The 15,155-nt window shown below is 57.7% G+C and carries 19 protein-coding genes; 6 read left to right on the forward strand and 13 right to left on the reverse strand.

Annotated elements, in window-relative coordinates:
• The 6 genes from VHE58_02115 to VHE58_02140 form a co-directional block, all read left to right on the forward strand.
• Positions 1–429 (forward strand): AsmA-like C-terminal region-containing protein (locus VHE58_02115; GenBank protein HVS26087.1); only part of this gene is annotated, 429 nt, incomplete at its 5' end.
• Between the two features lie 242 nt (positions 430–671).
• Positions 672–1,061, forward strand: a complete 390-nt coding sequence (locus tag VHE58_02120) for a hypothetical protein (GenBank protein HVS26088.1) — start codon at positions 672–674, stop codon at positions 1,059–1,061.
• 448 nt (positions 1,062–1,509) lie between these two features.
• Positions 1,510–2,205, forward strand: a complete 696-nt coding sequence (locus VHE58_02125) for a hypothetical protein (protein ID HVS26089.1) — start codon at positions 1,510–1,512, stop codon at positions 2,203–2,205.
• 69 nt (positions 2,206–2,274) lie between these two features.
• The gene (locus tag VHE58_02130; protein ID HVS26090.1) at positions 2,275–2,775 is read left to right on the forward strand and encodes a hypothetical protein; all 501 of its coding nucleotides are present in this window, start codon (positions 2,275–2,277) and stop codon (positions 2,773–2,775) included.
• A gap of 279 nt (positions 2,776–3,054) precedes the next feature.
• Positions 3,055–4,098 (forward strand): A/G-specific adenine glycosylase, encoded by a 1,044-nt coding sequence (gene mutY / locus VHE58_02135; GenBank protein HVS26091.1) that lies wholly within the window; start codon positions 3,055–3,057, stop codon positions 4,096–4,098.
• A 19-nt stretch (positions 4,099–4,117) separates the two neighbouring features.
• A complete protein-coding gene (locus VHE58_02140) occupies positions 4,118–5,380 on the forward strand; it encodes a cation:proton antiporter (protein HVS26092.1) in 1,263 nt (420 codons plus the stop codon).
• 9 nt (positions 5,381–5,389) lie between these two features.
• Here the strand turns inward: VHE58_02140 and VHE58_02145 are convergent, their stop codons facing one another.
• The 13 genes from VHE58_02145 to VHE58_02205 all read right to left on the reverse strand — a co-directional run.
• Positions 5,390–6,010 (reverse strand): LON peptidase substrate-binding domain-containing protein, encoded by a 621-nt coding sequence (locus VHE58_02145; protein ID HVS26093.1) that lies wholly within the window; start codon positions 6,008–6,010, stop codon positions 5,390–5,392.
• A 20-nt stretch (positions 6,011–6,030) separates the two neighbouring features.
• The gene (locus VHE58_02150) at positions 6,031–6,648 is read right to left on the reverse strand and encodes a flavin prenyltransferase UbiX (protein HVS26094.1); all 618 of its coding nucleotides are present in this window, start codon (positions 6,646–6,648) and stop codon (positions 6,031–6,033) included.
• A 101-nt stretch (positions 6,649–6,749) separates the two neighbouring features.
• The gene (gene rapZ / locus VHE58_02155; protein HVS26095.1) at positions 6,750–7,586 is read right to left on the reverse strand and encodes an RNase adapter RapZ; all 837 of its coding nucleotides are present in this window, start codon (positions 7,584–7,586) and stop codon (positions 6,750–6,752) included.
• A gap of 15 nt (positions 7,587–7,601) precedes the next feature.
• On the reverse strand, positions 7,602–8,549 hold the full coding sequence (gene hprK / locus VHE58_02160) for an HPr(Ser) kinase/phosphatase (protein ID HVS26096.1): 948 nt from the start codon (positions 8,547–8,549) through the stop codon (positions 7,602–7,604).
• Positions 8,512–9,063, reverse strand: a complete 552-nt coding sequence (locus VHE58_02165) for a PTS sugar transporter subunit IIA (protein HVS26097.1) — start codon at positions 9,061–9,063, stop codon at positions 8,512–8,514. Before VHE58_02165 ends, hprK begins: the two co-directional genes overlap by 38 nt.
• An 18-nt stretch (positions 9,064–9,081) precedes the next feature.
• Positions 9,082–9,405, reverse strand: a complete 324-nt coding sequence (raiA, locus tag VHE58_02170) for a ribosome-associated translation inhibitor RaiA (GenBank protein HVS26098.1) — start codon at positions 9,403–9,405, stop codon at positions 9,082–9,084.
• A gap of 16 nt (positions 9,406–9,421) precedes the next feature.
• Positions 9,422–10,870 carry an RNA polymerase factor sigma-54 gene (locus tag VHE58_02175; GenBank protein HVS26099.1) on the reverse strand — a complete coding sequence of 483 codons (1,449 nt, stop codon included), beginning with the start codon at positions 10,868–10,870 and terminating at the stop codon, positions 9,422–9,424.
• 63 nt (positions 10,871–10,933) lie between these two features.
• Positions 10,934–11,656: an LPS export ABC transporter ATP-binding protein gene (gene lptB / locus VHE58_02180; protein HVS26100.1), complete on the reverse strand. Its 723-nt coding sequence runs from the start codon at positions 11,654–11,656 to the stop codon at positions 10,934–10,936.
• 48 nt (positions 11,657–11,704) lie between these two features.
• Positions 11,705–12,313: a lipopolysaccharide transport periplasmic protein LptA gene (gene lptA / locus VHE58_02185; GenBank protein HVS26101.1), complete on the reverse strand. Its 609-nt coding sequence runs from the start codon at positions 12,311–12,313 to the stop codon at positions 11,705–11,707.
• The gene (gene lptC / locus VHE58_02190) at positions 12,297–12,869 is read right to left on the reverse strand and encodes an LPS export ABC transporter periplasmic protein LptC (protein ID HVS26102.1); all 573 of its coding nucleotides are present in this window, start codon (positions 12,867–12,869) and stop codon (positions 12,297–12,299) included. The genes lptA and lptC overlap by 17 nt, the downstream gene beginning before the upstream one ends.
• Complete coding sequence (gene kdsC, locus VHE58_02195; protein ID HVS26103.1) at positions 12,866–13,390, reverse strand: 3-deoxy-manno-octulosonate-8-phosphatase KdsC; 525 nt, start codon at positions 13,388–13,390, stop codon at positions 12,866–12,868. The genes lptC and kdsC overlap by 4 nt, the downstream gene beginning before the upstream one ends.
• A gap of 80 nt (positions 13,391–13,470) precedes the next feature.
• Positions 13,471–14,469, reverse strand: a complete 999-nt coding sequence (locus VHE58_02200; protein HVS26104.1) for a KpsF/GutQ family sugar-phosphate isomerase — start codon at positions 14,467–14,469, stop codon at positions 13,471–13,473.
• A gap of 310 nt (positions 14,470–14,779) precedes the next feature.
• Positions 14,780–15,155, reverse strand: a 376-nt coding sequence (locus tag VHE58_02205; GenBank protein ID HVS26105.1) for a hypothetical protein, incomplete at its 5' end; no start/stop codon positions are given.

A 15,155-nucleotide genomic window follows, 5' to 3' on the forward strand; every position in this document is an offset into this window, starting at 1 on the left:
ATACGCAACTTTAAATCCAAGCTCGGCGCGCTCAAGGGTCAACAAACCCAGGCCGCGGACAAATCGCAGAAGACCGATTTCAGCGAACTCAAAGCGAGCTTCGACATCAGGAACGGCGTCGCCCACAACGACGATCTTTCAATGAAATCGCCGCTGTTGCGCTTGAGCGGGAGCGGCGACATCAATATCGGCGAAGACAGACTGAACTATCTCGCCAAAGCGTCCATCGTGGAGAGCGGCAAGGGGCAGGGCGGCGCGGATATTTCCTCGCTTAAAGGGGTGACCATACCGGTGCGCGTGTCCGGCCCGTTCAAGGCGCCGCAGTACAGCCTGGATTTCGGCGCGGCCGCGACCGAGGTCGTCAAGCAAAAAGCCGAAGAGGCGGTCAAAGGCAAACTGCAGGAAAAACTCAAGGGGCTGCTCAAATAACAAGCGCTGTGTGAACCGCATAATGGAACCGCAGATGAACGCCGATAAACGCGGATGAAAGCAAAACAAGAATAGACAGGATTTACAGGATTCGAACCCGTGCGGGATATTTTAATCGCTTGAATCTGTTAATGGCTTGGATTGCTTGCAGGATGACGCAGCAAAAGGCAAAATTCGCCGGATTAGGCACCACTTTTGTTGTCCATTTTTAGTTAGCCGGCACCATTACCTATTGAGATTCTATGAATCCTTACGGTGACGCTCCTTCTTGTTGGGAGCAGAAAGTAATTCTGGTGCTCGTGCAGCCAATTCGTTTAATTGGGATTCCTTTAGCAATCGTATTACGACCGATCTACATGCTTCTTGCAGTACTGCGATTACCTTTGTTGCTCGTAATTTTGGCAATGAGTGGAGTTTGGGCGATTTTGATGGGAATTATCGCGGTATTTTGCAAAGTCTCTCTAGCAGTACCGCAATTGCGCCCACTCTCGTTTCTTTTCGTACTGCCTTTCCTGTTGTTGGGCGATGCTCTAATTGCTATCGCGCCAACTCCCTCACCGGCAGACGTAGAAGCAAAAATGATCAAATGGAGGTTTGTTGAAAAGTTTCCATATAGCTTACAGTCGCTATGAAAAACACCACCGTTATTGGTTGGGTCTCCGGGGTGCCAGCTAACTTTTCCATCCAGAGCGGACGCGCGCAAGCGCGCGCCGCTGATTTCAAACGTTAGACAACATGACAGGTGCTCTATGAGTGAGTACGGAAATCTTGGTATCTTCGACAAAGTCCTTTACGTAAAGCCAGGGCCGCTGTCTAGCCTCGACGCAAACGGAATTGCAGTTCCTTCCACCGTTGAAATATTTTTGTCCAACGATTCAGCGCGCGTTCAACTCGTAGTGACTTCTGAGGTTGCCCGCAAATTGATTCCATTATTGAAAGCCCATGCTCCAAACCTAGGTTCCTCCTTAAAGGCAAAATAGCTTTGTGGGTGCCTTAATCACCATGTTGTCTAACCCCGCGTTCGAGAGCGGACGCGCCGACACGCGGCGCGCCGGTCAATGCGACCGTTAGGCCCCACCAGTGGATATCTTTCCCCTAAAACTATTTGGCGCAATAGCTGCCCCCTTGAAATGGGTGCATAGGGTTTGGTTCGATCAAACGCGAATCGAGGTTCTTTTTCCACAGGCCGCAAACTGGCCTTGGAGGTCGGTGCCTGTCTTCCACGAGGGAAACAACGGCGGACTGCTGCTCTTTAGCGTGACTACGCAATCAAAGCGACCCGTAGAAGTAACCCGTGTTGAGGTGCACTACGCAGCACCACTTCAACTACTAGACCCAGGGAACAGAGGTTTCTTTATTGGGTCTGGTACTCTTAATAACGATCTTCCATTCTGCGTGCAGTGGAACGGCAGCTTGACCGTTCGAGCGGATGTGCAGCAAGCTTTCGCGGTCGCCGCACGGTTTCCAAACCGTGTCGAAGAACAAAACATTCGCATCTGCATTCATGCACGGCGGCAACACGAAGTCATTGGTGGGTTCTCCAGCCCAGGACGTTGCCGAATCACCACAAAGGAATATCAAGCAAGACTAATCTCAGAACCTTTGATCGGCTTCCGCGTTCCACCTTTATGTTCATTAACTACACCTCAGCCGTTCCTGATCGAAAAAGGACAAACGGCAACAACGGCGCCCGGCGAGTCGACATCAATTATCGTGCACACTCGAGATGCCGACGGCACTGCTTCATCGACGCGAATTAAGCTGCCAGGTGCCTAACCTTTCACTGGAGCGGATGTCTTTCGGCACCGCTCAATTCAAACGTTAGACCTCATATTCCCTATGCCATTGGTGGATCGACTCGAGAAGGCGGATAGGCTCGCTGCAATCACGCAGCGCGTCGGGTTCGCGGTATGGCAGCTTCAAGAGTTGGAGTGGGCGGCGGTTAACTACCTAGTGATGAGGGTCCACGCCAAACGGGGCATGGGTGTGGCAGCGGGAGAGGCGCTCCTGGGCGCTGTTGGCAAGAGGACATTCGGGTCCGTACTGAAGGAACTCTCGGGCGCTGGCGTGCTTGATCCAACGCTAGCTGCAGGTCTGACAAACACTCTTCAGGAGCGCAACTGGTTGGTCCACCAATCACGGAGAGACAGCCGCGGTGCCCTGAAATCGGACAAAGACTCCGCTGATCTCATTGCTCGACTTGATAAGATTGCCGATAACGCTCTCGTCCTCCTTCGACAGGTCGGGCAACTCATAGAGCGCTACGCCGCTGACTCCGGCGTACCTCCAGAGTTTGTTGATCGCGAGTCCGAGCGTCTTCTTAAGCAATGGGGCATCCTTGAGTGAGGATGCAACGAGGTCTAACTTCGGCATGCAGGGGACGCCGATCAGCGTGGTTGTGCTTTGCTGGCGTGGTGCCGGCGCCCCTGATGCCGGGCGTTATAGTTCACTTGCTCCTGGAATCTCTTGGCGGTTGCAAGGGCAGTGAACAGTGAACGGTGATCAGTAAATGGAATATACCTCGTTCGATTCTTGTTCTTCCTTCGTGTCATTTGTGGTTCACAAATTTGATCTTTCTTCGCCTCCTTTCTGCGTTCATCTGCGTTTATCTGCGGTTCCAAATTTATGCCTAGCTTCGCCGCCAAAGTCGTAGCGTGGCAAAAGCGCCACGGCCGGCATAACCTGCCGTGGCAGAACACGCGCAATCCCTACCGCATCTGGCTTTCGGAAATCATGCTGCAGCAGACGCAAGTGACGACGGTCATCCCCTACTACCGGCGTTTTGTTAAGCGCTTTCCCAACATCAAAAGCTTGGCTAACGCGGAACTGAATGAGGTGCTGACTCTCTGGAGCGGGCTGGGGTATTACTCGCGGGCGCGAAATCTCCACCGCGCCGCGCAAATCATTGCGCGCGAACACGCGGGAAAATTTCCACGCGATTTCGAGAGTGTGTTGAACTTGCCCGGCGTCGGCCGCTCGACCGCCGCGGCGATTTGCGCATTTGCGTTCGGACAGCGCCACCCGATACTGGACGGCAATGTGAAGCGGGTATTGGCGCGCTACTTTGGGATCAAGGGTTATCCGGGAGAAAAAAAGGTCGAAACGAAACTGTGGCGCCAATCCGAGCTGCTGCTGCCGAAACGCAATATCGAGGCCTACACGCAAGCCCTGATGGATCTCGGCGCTGCGGTCTGCCTGCGGCGCAAGCCGCTTTGCGCGCAATGTCCTCTCAGCACAAACTGCAGGGCGTTCAACCAGCGCATGATAGGCGAGGTGCCCGCGCCCAGGCCGAAAAAGACTTTGCCGCGCAAGCAAACCGTGATGCTGATTTTATTGCACAAAGGGGAGATATTGCTGGAAAAGCGCCCGCCTGCCGGCATCTGGGCCAGTCTGTGGAGTTTTCCGGAAATAGCGCCTGAAGACGATGTGCGCAAAGTTTGCACGCAGCGCTTCGGCGCGCGGATAAGGAAGCCGCGTTTTTTGCCGCGCCTGGAACAGGGCTTCAGCCATTTTAAGTTGAGCATTCAGCCGCTTTTGCTGCAAGTCGAGGCTTTAAACTTTCACGCGGCGGAACCCGGGCAGTTGTGGCTTAATCTTAACGATGCGCAAGGCGCGGCAGTGCCCGCGCCGGTGCGCAAACTGTTGCGGCAAGCCGCTGCTTACGGGTAACAGCGTAGCTGGAGGGTGAATGGAGCTGCATATCTTTTTTCTGCATCTGGGCATCATCCTGCTGGCGGCGCGTTTTCTCGCCGAGTTCGCCAGCCGCTTCGGCGTGCCCTCGGTGATGGGCGAACTGGCCGCCGGGCTGATTTTCGGTCCTTCGCTCGTCGGCTGGCTGGCGCCCGACGAGACGCTGAAAATCCTCGCCGAAGTCGGCATCATTTTGCTTTTGTTCGAAGTCGGCATGGATACCGACGTGTTTCGCATGGCGAAGGCGGGCGCGAAGCCGGTCATGGTGGCGATGGCCGGATTCCTCTTGCCGCTGATTATGGGTTTTGCCGCGGCTTATTTGCTGTTTGATCTGTCGCTCCTCGTCAGCCTTTTCATCGGCGGCACGCTCACCGCCACCAGCATCGGCATTACGGTGCGGGTGCTCACCGATCTCAAACGGCGCGCTTCCGACGAAGCGCAAATCGTGATCGGCGCGGCGGTGATCGACGATTTTCTCGGCGTGATCGCGCTGGCGTTTCTCTATCAGTTCGCGGTGCAAGGTGAAATCGCACTGGCTTCGCTGGGCCAGGTAAGTCTTTTTATCATACTGTTCATGCTGCTTGCGCCGGTGGCGGCGAAAATCATCGGCTGGGTAATCGATCATTACGACAAGAAAAGCGAGCATCCCGGGCTTTTGCTCACCATGGTGGTGAGCTTGATCATGATGTTCAGCTACCTCGCCCACGTGGTGGGGGCGCCTGCCATCATGGGCGGGTTCGCCGCGGGCCTGGCCATGGGCGAGCAGTTCCGCATCAAGTTGAGCAGGAGCCTGCCGCTGCCGTTCCGGCGGCAGCTCAACCAGGTGCTGGCCGCCAGCCCCGAATTGGCCGAGCGCCTGGAGCACCAGATGCGGCCGCTGGTGCATCTGTTTTCGCCGATTTTCTTCGTCATGGTCGGCGTCTCGCTCGACCTCAACACAGTGAACTGGAATTCCGCTTTGGTGTGGGCCTTGTCGCTGGCGTTGGTGGTGATTGCGATAGCCGGCAAATGGCTCGCCGGCTTTTGCATCGACGAAAACCGTCTGCGTCAGTCGGCCATCGGTCTTTCGATGATACCGCGCGGGGAGGTGGGGCTGATTTTTGCCCAGGTGGGGCTTAACAACGGCATTCTCAACGCCGAACTCTACGCCGCATTACTCATCGTGGTTGCGCTGACCACCGCGCTGCCGCCGTTTGCGCTCAAATGGTTTTACGGCAAATACGGCGGGCGACCGGAGTTGGCGTCATCACGGGGTGAATGACCAGGCCGCCTAAGCGACCAAGCCTTGCTGGACGAGGAACTTATGCAGGACCTGCAGGCGCACGATGGAATCGTTGATCTCCAGCATTTTTTGTTTCGCCGCAAGTTTGAGCGGCAACACTTCGGCGAGGCGGTAGCCGACCCAGGTTGCATCATCTAGCTTAGCCGGCGCAGGAAAATGTTCCTCGCCGATTTTTTCCATGATGAGCTTCAGCACGGTGACGCATTGGCTCAGGTCCGAAGAAAGCGGGGTCTCCGGCTCCGCTCCGAGCATCGCGACCTCGGCGCTGATCAAGCCGTCTTTTGCCACCTGCCGGCCCAGGATGCGGAAACGCCGCACGCCCTCGGTTTTCAGATTCAATACCCCGAGCTGTTGCATGTCCCATTCGGCAATTTCGGCAGTGCAGCCGATGTCCACGGGTACGGCGGGCGCGCCGATCTCATGGCCCTCCTTGATCAGGCAGACGCCGAACGGTTTGTTGTCGCGCAGACACATCTTGCTCATGTCCATGTAGCGCGGCTCGAATACCTTGAGCATGAGGATGCCGCCGGGAAACAGCACGGTATTGAGCGGGAAAATCGGCAGGGTTTCCGGCGCAGGCGTGCTCTTTGAAAAGAGGCCGAGGTTCACGGAAAAGCTCGAACCATGGTTCAATTCGCCTCTTTTCCCCAGCGCGCTGCAAGCTGATGCGGAATGCCGAGATGGTCGAGGATGCGCGCCACCACGAAGTCCACCAAATCCTGGATATTCTGCGGATGGTGATAGAAGCCGGGATTGGCCGGCAGAATCACCGCGCCGGCGCGGGAAAGCTTCAGCATGTTCTCGAGGTGGATGGCCGAAAGCGGCGTCTCACGCGGCACCAGAATCAGTTTGCGGGCCTCCTTCAGCGTCACGTCCGCCGCGCGCTCGATCAGGTTGTCGCTCAGGCCGGCAGCAACGGCGGCAAGCGTGCCCATGCTGCACGGGCAGATCACCATGGCGTCCGCCGGATTCGAGCCGGAGGCCACCGGCGCAAACCATTCCTCGCGCCCGAATACTTTGAGCGCATTTTCGTCCACGCCATATTTTTCGCGGAAAAAGCTTTGTGCTTCCTTCGCCCTGGACGGGAGAGCAAGCCCCATTTCCTGCTGCGCTACGATTTGCGCCGCGGGCGAATAGAGCAGATACACACGCATTTTGCCGGCGAGCAGCGATTCGAGCAGGCGCACGCCATAAGACATGCCGGAGGCGCCGGTGAAAGCCAGCGTGATTGTTTTCGAGAAACTCATATAAGGGCGGGGTTTATTTCTGCATTGTAGAGCAGCGCAACAGGCCGCAGCCGAATACCAGCCAGTCTCCCGGTTTGGTGTAGCGAAACAGGTTCATGGCCTCAGGCGAGTTCGCGGTGGCGCACCAGCACCTGGTTCTTGCTTCTAAAATGTGCGGCGAGTTTTTCGGCGAAATATACCGAGCGGTGGCGGCCGCCGGTGCAGCCCAGCGCCACAGTGAGGTGATAGCGGTTGTCGCGAATAAAGCAGGGCAGCCAGTTTTCGATGAAGCGCTGGATGTCGGCCAGCATGTCCAGCACGTTTTTGTCTTTGTGTAGGAATTCAACGACCGCGGGGTCCTTGCCGGTGAGTTCACGTAAGCTTGGATCGTAGTGCGGGTTGGGCAGACAGCGCATGTCGAATACCAGGTCGGCATCCAGCGGAATGCCGTTCTTGAAACCGAAAGACTGGAACAGGAGCGTCAGGCGCGAGCGGTCAATTTTTACCAGATCCTTGATCCACCCGCGCAGCGCGTTAGGGTTTAGGTCGCTGGTGTCGATATGCTGCGCCAGATCGCCGATGTCGGCGAGCCGCTCACGCTCCAGCGCTATGCATTCGGCCAGCGTACGCGTGTCGTCCTGCAGCGGGTGGCGGCGGCGGGTTTCGGCAAAACGCTTCACCAGCGTTTCATTTTTTGCTTCGAGGAAAAGCGGGCGCACGTCGACGCCTTGCCCGCGCAGCGCGTTGATTTGCTGCGGCAGCTGGTTAAACGTATCGCCGCTCCTTACATCAATGCTCACCGCGACGCGATCGTGGCCTGCCTCCTGGAGAAAGCGGGTGATCTCGGGAAGGAGCTTCGCCGGCAGGTTGTCCACGCAGTAATAGCTGCCGTCTTCCAGCACATTGAGCGCGATGCTTTTGCCGGAGCCGGAAAGGCCGGTGATGAGGATGAGCTGCATGACGGGCAATACCGGTTACTCTTCGCCGGCGGACGGATCGGCCATCATTTGCTCGTGGCGCTTGATGAATTCCTGGGTGCTGTCTATGCCGCGCAACTGCAAAATGTAGTTGCGCACCGCGGCTTCCACCAGCACCGCCAGATTGCGCCCTTCAGCGACGGGAATCGTCACCTTGCGGATTTTCACGCCGAGGATGTCCTCCGAGCTTGCGCCGAGAGGCAGGCGCTCCAGCCCCGGAATGTGCGTGCCGCTGGGTTTTTCCAGGTTCGCAATCAACTTCAGGTTCATCTTGCGCCGCACCGCGGTCTCGCCGAAGATGGTGCGGATGTTGAGCACGCCCAATCCCCGCACTTCGAGAAAGTCCCTGAGCAGCGGTGGGCAGCGTCCCTCCAGCGTGTCCGGCGCGACGTGATAAAGCTCGACGCTGTCATCCGCAACCAGGCCATGCCCGCGGCTGATCAGCTCAAGAGCAAGCTCGCTTTTGCCGACGCCGCTTTCACCGGTGAGCAGCACGCCCATCCCCAACACATCGAGGAACACGCCGTGCAAATTGGTCATTTCCGCCAGCACCTTGGAAAGATAGACGCGCAGCACATTCATGAGATGCAGGCTGCCCTGGGTGGAGGCGATCAGCGGGATGCGTTTTTCATCGGTGAGCTTTTTCAGCGCCGCCGGCACGCGGGCTTCCCGGGCGAGAATGAAACAAAAAGGGTTGCTGGCCGCCAGGCCTTGCAGCGATTGTTGCATGGTTTTGGCATCGAGCCGGTTCAAATATTCGATTTCGGCGCGGTCCAGCACCTGCACCCAGTTGGGGTGGATGAAATTAAGATGGCCGACCACGCCATTGGACGAATTCGCGATATCCTCGCTGGTGAGCAGGCGGTTTTCTTCGCCGGTAATCCAGGTGAGTCCGAGCCGCTCCTGGTTATCTTGAAACAGCAGGGCTGCGCTGACCTGGGGCATGAGGTTGCCATCCGCTTAAGAGTTGATGAAGCAGCGCGGGATCGCCGCAGGCAGCGAGCGTCTCGCGCAGGTTGCGGTCGCTGAACATCTGGGCGAGCTCGCTCAGGATCTGCAAGTGCAAATCGGTGGCGCGCTCCGGCACCAGCAGCACGAAAACGAGGTTGACCGGCCGGCCGTCGGGCGCGTCGAAGGGAACCGGTGCTTTGGTGCGGAAAAATGCCCCCAGCGCTTCTTTCAGCGACTTGATGCGGCCGTGGGGAATGGCGATACCGTGACCCAGCCCCGTGGAGCCGAGTTTTTCGCGCGCAAACAACGCATCGAAGACTTGGCTCCTGGCGATGCCGTGGTTGTTCTCGAACAGCAATCCCGCCTGCTCGAACACACGCTTCTTGCTTGCCACATCCAGGTCGAGGATGACGTTGGCGGGCGGAAGCAGCCTGGTGACCAGGCTGGCTTTTTCAGCGTCCGCGGTATCGCCGGAAGCGCCGCCGCGACGGCTCGGGATCAGTTGCATGGAATCAATTGCATGAAATCAATCGTGAGACTGGTGTTTGAGCGCCCCGTTGTGACGGTGCTCGAAATGTTTTTCCTTGTGCTTGAGGATTTGCCGGTCGAGCTTGTCCACCAAGAGGTCGATGGCGGCGTACAGGTCGGCGTCGTCGCATTCGGCAAAAATGTCTTTGCCGCGCACATGCACGTTGACTTCGATTTTCTGTTTCAGCTTTTCCACCGAAAGAATCACGTTGACATCAATCACATGATCGAAATGACGCGTGATTCTGCCGAGCTTGGACACAATGTAGTCGCGGATCGAAGGCGTGATTTCGAGATGGTGTCCAGTGAGATTGAGGTTCATTTGGTCTCCTTGGTGATCACAACGATTTGCGCTGGCTGACGGGCCGGATCTGCAGTGCTTCGCGGTATTTGGCGATGGTGCGGCGCGCCACCACGATGCCCTGTTGGCCGAGGATTTCCGAAATCTGGCTGTCGGAAAGCGGTTTTTTCGGCTCTTCGGCGGCGACCAGTTGCTTGATCAGCGCGCGGATGGCGGTGGCAGAGCAGGCACCGCCGGTCTCAGTGGCGACATGGCTGCCGAAAAAGTATTTGAGTTCGTAAATGCCGCGCGGGGTGAGCATGTATTTCTGTGTGGTGACGCGCGAGACGGTGGATTCATGCAGACTCAAGGCTTCGGCGATTTCGCGCAACACGAGAGGGCGCATCGCCACTTCGCCATACTCGAAAAAATGGCGCTGGCGGTCGACGATGGCCTGGGAGACGCGCAAAATGGTGTCGAAGCGCTGCTGCACGTTCTTGATCAGCCATTTTGCCTCCTGCAATTGCGGAGCGAGCTGCTGGAAGCTCGAATCGCGGTTGCGGTGTAGGATGTCGGCGTACATGCGGTTGAGCCTGAGCTTGGGCATCGCGTCCGGGTTGAGGTTCGCCACCCATATGCCTTTGACTTTCTTCACCACCACGTCGGCCACCACGTAGCGAGTCTCCACTTGCGCATAATCCGCGCCGGGCCGCGGATTCAGGCTGGTGATCAAATGCTGCGCCTGGCGCAGGGTATGGTCATCGCAATGCAGATTTTTTTTCAGTTTGGCAAAGTCGCGGGACGCCAGGCTGTCCAGATGTTCCGTCACGATTTTCAAAGCCTCGGCGCGATAGGGAGTATCCTCGGGTAGCGCTTCCAGCTGAAGTTTGAGGCATTCGCCCAGATTGCGCGCGCCCACGCCCGCTGGTTCGAATTTTTGCAGGTGCTTCAGCGCAATTTGCAGTTCATCCAGGGTCACGCTCAATTCTTCCGGCAACAGCGCAACCAGCTCTTCCAGCGGCTGCGTTAGGCACCCGTCTTCATCCAGGGCATCAATCAACAGCGACACCAGTTTGTTGTCGCGCTCGACGAGCTTGGTGAGCGCAAGCTGCCAGTGCAGATGCTCGCGCAGTGTCGGCGAGACCGCCGCGAGCTGCGGATACTCGGCTTCATCGGAGTCCTCGCGCGCACTGGAGAAACCCGCTTCCTCGAACCAGGCGGGCTCCACCATGTCGGCGACGCTGGGCGTGGTCTCCTGGGCGCTTTCCGCCGGGCGCTCATCCGCACGAAAAGCGCTGTCTGCCAAGGCGTCGTTCCCGGTCGGGTACACCTTCGGTGTTTCATCCGCCGCCTCGTCGTCGCGCTCGAGCAGGGGATTTTCCTGTAGGAAGCGCTCGAGCTCCTGGTTGAGTTCCAGTGTCGAGAGTTGCAAAAGCCGGATGGATTGTTGCAGCTGCGGCGTCAGCGTCAGGTGCTGGGACAGCTTGAGCTGGAGGGTGTGCTTCATTCTCTTTCGGTTTCGGGTTTCTTGTCGCCGGTGAGTGGTCGGGGGGTACCCGCAATCGCCTGTTTACAGCCGGAAATGTTCGCCCAAATACACTTTTCTCACGCTTTCATTATAAACGATTTCGTCGGGTTTGCCGTAGGCCAGAACCGAGCCGTCGTTGATGATATAGGCGCGGTCGCATATTCCCAGGGTCTCGCGCACGTTGTGGTCGGTGATCAATACGCCTATGCCTTTCTCCTTGAGGAAGCCGATGATTTTCTGGATGTCGAGCACGGCGATGGGATCCACGCCGGCGAACGGTTCGTCGAGCAGGATGAAGCGCGGGTTGGATGCGAGCGCGCGGGCGATTTCTACCCGCCGCCGCTCGCCGCCGGAAAGCGACATGGCCGGGTTGTTGCACAAATGGGCAATGCCCAGATCGTGTAGCAAATCGTCCAGCCGGTTCCTGATTTCATCGGGCTGAAAGTCTTGCAGTTCTAGCACCGCCTGGATGTTTTCCGCCACCGTCATCCGGCGGAAGATCGAGGCTTCCTGCGGCAAATAGCTCAGACCCAGTCGCGCGCGGCGGTGAATCGGCATGTGGCTCAAGTTGCGCTCATCCAAAATAATACTGCCGCCGTCCAAAGGCACCAGGCCCACCATCATGTAAAAGCAGGTGGTCTTGCCCGCACCGTTGGGGCCGAGCAGGCCGATGACTTCGCCGCTGCGCACTTCCAGCGACACGTCGCGCACCACGGTTCGTGACTTGTAACGCTTTCTCAGCTTCTGCGCTTTGAGTTCACTCATCAATCGTGCCCGCCAAGGTTAACGTGGTCGTTAGCAATATTAAGGTTTTTATTCTTGCGGCGGATTGACGATGCCGGAAGAGGGTTTCAGCGTTGCGGGGGAGGCCGGCGTATCGGGTTTGTTGTTCTTGTTCTTGTCCTTGGGCTGGATGACTGCGTGCACCCGGCCCGGTTTCGTTTCAGCAGCGGTCGCCGGTTTGCCGCTCAAGGCCTGATAGAATTCCGTCTGCGCGTTGTAGGAAATATAGTTGCCGCGCAATTCGTCCTGGTCGCGCTTGATGTGGGCACGCGCGAACAGTTCCAGTTTCTCCGCCTTGCCGTTGTATTCAATGCGTTCCGCCTCGCCCTCGATGAATTCATCGACACCTTCCATTTTCTGGCGGAAGGTGGCGAGGTTGCCGTAAGCGGTGCCGGAATTAAAGCCGTCTTCATCTTGGCGCACAATCATTTTGTCGGCGCGGATGCGGATGGTGCCCTGGGTGAGTACCACGTTGCCCTCAAAGATGCTCACTTTGTTGGCGTCGTCCACGTTGACCTTGTTCGCTTCCACGTTGACCGGCTTGTCGCGGTCGGCGCGCTCCGCCGACGCCGGCGCGCAAAAGAAAACTCCAAGCAGCGCCCACAGTGGAAGAGACCGGGGTTTACTTTGGATTCTCATAATGGCCTTTTACTTGGGAGAGGAGCTTGAGTTCGCGGGTGTTGCTGTTCAATTCTAAGCCAACCGCATTGATTATGGTATGCGGGTTGGTGAGAGTCACCGGCTTGTCGGTCTTGGCAAGGTCCTGGTCGGGGATAACGTGCAAAAAGCTGGTAAAGAGCCTGAGCTCTCCATATTCCGCATCCGGCGCGCGCACCACTTTGACGTCGCCGATGAAGTAAGCGTCTTCGCCGCCGCTCGAAAGGAAGCCCTGGCCTGAGGTGATGCGCAGTTCCGGCTTGCCGGTTTCCACATGGCGGAAGTCCGGGTAGTCCAAGTGGGTGCTGTCGTCATCCGGGTAATGCACCATTTTTTTTGCCCGGAGGATATAGCGCGGCATGCCGTCCTTGCTCATGCGGGTCGTGGTGAAATCCTCAACGATGTAGTCCGGGTCGTGGCGGCTGCTGCCGTCACGCTTGGGCTGGGGCGGCTGCACCTTGCTGTCGAGCCACCACGTCAGCGCGGCCAGCAGGAACAGCATGCCGAGGGGGGCCCAGATGAGCAGCCGGTTGTTCATTTGAGATAGGGGGCGATCTGCGCCGAATAGGTCTCCTGCGCCTGCATGATGAGCTCGCAGATCTCACGCACCGCACCGCGCCCGCCCGCTGCTTGGGTGACGTAGTGCGCATGCTGTTTTACCAGGGCTGGCGATTCGGGCACGCAGATGGCCAATCCTGCGCGGCGCATCACCGGCAAATCCACCACATCGTCGCCGACAAAAGCCGTGGCCTCAGAAGAGAGAGCGAATTTCTTCAACAATGAATCGTAGACTTCAAGTTTGTCGTCCACGCCCTGGTAAAGCAGTCCGATGCCGAGATTTTGCGCGCGCATTTCCACGCAGCGCGAAGTCCGGCCGGTAATGATGGCAAGCTCGACTCCGCTGGCTTTGAGCATGCGCATGCCGTGGCCGTCCAGCGTGTTGAACGCCTTGTATTCTTCGCCGCTGTCAGAGATGTAGAGACCGCCGTCGGTGAGCACACCGTCCACGTCAAACAGCGCGAGACGGACACGTTTGGCTTTTTCGAAAACATCTTGCATGAGTTAGCTTTCAGCGATCAGCCATTAGCCGTCAGTCAGTCCCAAAAGCTGAAAGCTGACTACAGATGGCTGACCGCTCATCAAATGACTTTGGCGCGGAACAGGTCGTGCATGTTGAGCGCGCCAATGAGCCGCTGGTCGGCGTCCACCACCAGGAGCTGGTTGATTTTGTGGCTCTCCATCATTTCCACCGCTTCCACCGCCAGACGATCGGGCGCGATGGTGCGCGGGTTGGGTGTCATCACCTGGGCAACCATGACGCTGCGCAAGTCGGTGATTTTTTCCAGGGCGCGGCGCAAGTCGCCATCTGTAAAAATCCCGACTACGCGTTGCCTGGTATTGAGCACCGCAGTCATGCCCATGCCTTTTTTCGACATTTCCAGAATCGCTTGGGGGAATGTTGCGTTTTCGGATACGACCGGCATGGCGTCACCCGTGCGCATCACGTCGCGCACGTGAGTCAGCAGCTTCCGGCCCAACGCACCGCCCGGATGCGAGCGGGCAAAATCCTCGATGCCAAAGCCTCGCGCGTCCAGCAGCACCACCGCCAGCGCATCGCCGAGGGCGAGCGCCGCAGTGGTGCTGGCTGTGGGCGCGAGCCCAAGGGGGCAGGCTTCTTCCGCCACCGTCGCGTCGAGATGCACATCGGCTTCAACCGCCAGCGAGGACCGGGGATTGCCGGTAATCGAAATCAATTTCGCGCCCTGGCGTTTGAGGATGGGCACAATGGTGAGGAGCTCCGCGCTCTCGCCGGAATTGGAAAGCGCGATCAGCACGTCCTCACGCGTAACCATGCCGAGATCGCCGTGACTGGCTTCCGCGGGATGCACGAAAAATGCCGGCGTCCCGGTGCTGGCCAGGGTGGACGCGATCTTGCGCGCGATGTGGCCGGATTTGCCGATCCCGCTTACCACGACTCTGCCGCGGCAGTGCAAAATCAGCTCCACCGCGCGCAGAAATTGCTGGTCGAGCCGGTCGATCAGCGCCACTATGCCGCGCGCCTCGATTTCCAGGACTTGACGCGCCAGCGCCAGCGCTTGCGGAAGAGCCGGCTTTGCGGGCTTTTTCACGCTGCTCATCGCGGAAAGTATAGCAGAAGGCGCCTCGGACTCGCGCAGGGCGCGCGGCGCGGCGCAAAATCTGAATGCGGTCGCTTGCATTTCATCCGCATTACGGCATCATTGTTTTGGACACCAACGAAAATATGTTATGCAAACCACGCTGCAACTGGTGCTGATTCTGCTTGCCACTGCGGTGCTGGTGGTGGTGCTGCTGGGTACCGAGGACAACCTGGCAGCGGCGGAGATCAAGTTGATGCAGGGTGATTGATTGACGCAATAAAAAAGCCCGCTTAATGCGGGCTTTTTTAATATCCCTGCAATTCTTTTGCTAGAAGATACTGGTACCAGCACAATCCACGCTGGTGGCCCCGGTCGTCTTCCAAAGATTCGGGGTTCCGCCTACGGAGCAGTTGGCGACGGCGGCCGTGCCTTGTGCGGCAAACATGAAGGCGCCGCGGAAAGGATCGCCGTCATCAACTTTTCTGTCCACCTCGGACAAAATTTCTACTGGAATCTGGTTTCCAGACTTGAGGTTATGCTTTTTTGGTTGTGTTGCATAGCCAGCCGCACCGGGATCGCCATAGATGCTGTCGTAACGCAGATCGACGAAAGCACTGTACGGATTTGAGGGGGTATTATTAACGGTTGCCGCGCCTGCGGCATAAGTGTAGCTGCCATTGATAAAGCCCGATTTTGATAAATGT

This window comes from Burkholderiales bacterium (assembly GCA_035543335.1).
GTDB lineage: Bacteria > Pseudomonadota > Gammaproteobacteria > Burkholderiales > JAHFRG01 > JAHFRG01.

What these genes read in the sequence shown, in the direction of transcription:
- VHE58_02120 (HVS26088.1), top strand. Translation starts at nt 672, where the DNA reads ATGAATCCTTACGGTGACGCTCCTTCTTGTTGGGAGCAGAAAGTAATT.
- mutY (HVS26091.1), top strand. Translation starts at nt 3,055, where the DNA reads ATGCCTAGCTTCGCCGCCAAAGTCGTAGCGTGGCAAAAGCGCCACGGC.
- VHE58_02140 (HVS26092.1), top strand. Translation starts at nt 4,118, where the DNA reads ATGGAGCTGCATATCTTTTTTCTGCATCTGGGCATCATCCTGCTGGCG.
- VHE58_02150 (HVS26094.1), bottom strand. Translation starts at nt 6,648, where the DNA reads ATGAGTTTCTCGAAAACAATCACGCTGGCTTTCACCGGCGCCTCCGGC.
- rapZ (HVS26095.1), bottom strand. Translation starts at nt 7,586, where the DNA reads ATGCAGCTCATCCTCATCACCGGCCTTTCCGGCTCCGGCAAAAGCATC.
- hprK (HVS26096.1), bottom strand. Translation starts at nt 8,549, where the DNA reads ATGCCCCAGGTCAGCGCAGCCCTGCTGTTTCAAGATAACCAGGAGCGG.
- VHE58_02165 (HVS26097.1), bottom strand. Translation starts at nt 9,063, where the DNA reads ATGCAACTGATCCCGAGCCGTCGCGGCGGCGCTTCCGGCGATACCGCG.
- raiA (HVS26098.1), bottom strand. Translation starts at nt 9,405, where the DNA reads ATGAACCTCAATCTCACTGGACACCATCTCGAAATCACGCCTTCGATC.
- VHE58_02175 (HVS26099.1), bottom strand. Translation starts at nt 10,870, where the DNA reads ATGAAGCACACCCTCCAGCTCAAGCTGTCCCAGCACCTGACGCTGACG.
- lptB (HVS26100.1), bottom strand. Translation starts at nt 11,656, where the DNA reads ATGAGTGAACTCAAAGCGCAGAAGCTGAGAAAGCGTTACAAGTCACGA.
- lptA (HVS26101.1), bottom strand. Translation starts at nt 12,313, where the DNA reads ATGAGAATCCAAAGTAAACCCCGGTCTCTTCCACTGTGGGCGCTGCTT.
- lptC (HVS26102.1), bottom strand. Translation starts at nt 12,869, where the DNA reads ATGAACAACCGGCTGCTCATCTGGGCCCCCCTCGGCATGCTGTTCCTG.
- kdsC (HVS26103.1), bottom strand. Translation starts at nt 13,390, where the DNA reads ATGCAAGATGTTTTCGAAAAAGCCAAACGTGTCCGTCTCGCGCTGTTT.
- VHE58_02200 (HVS26104.1), bottom strand. Translation starts at nt 14,469, where the DNA reads ATGAGCAGCGTGAAAAAGCCCGCAAAGCCGGCTCTTCCGCAAGCGCTG.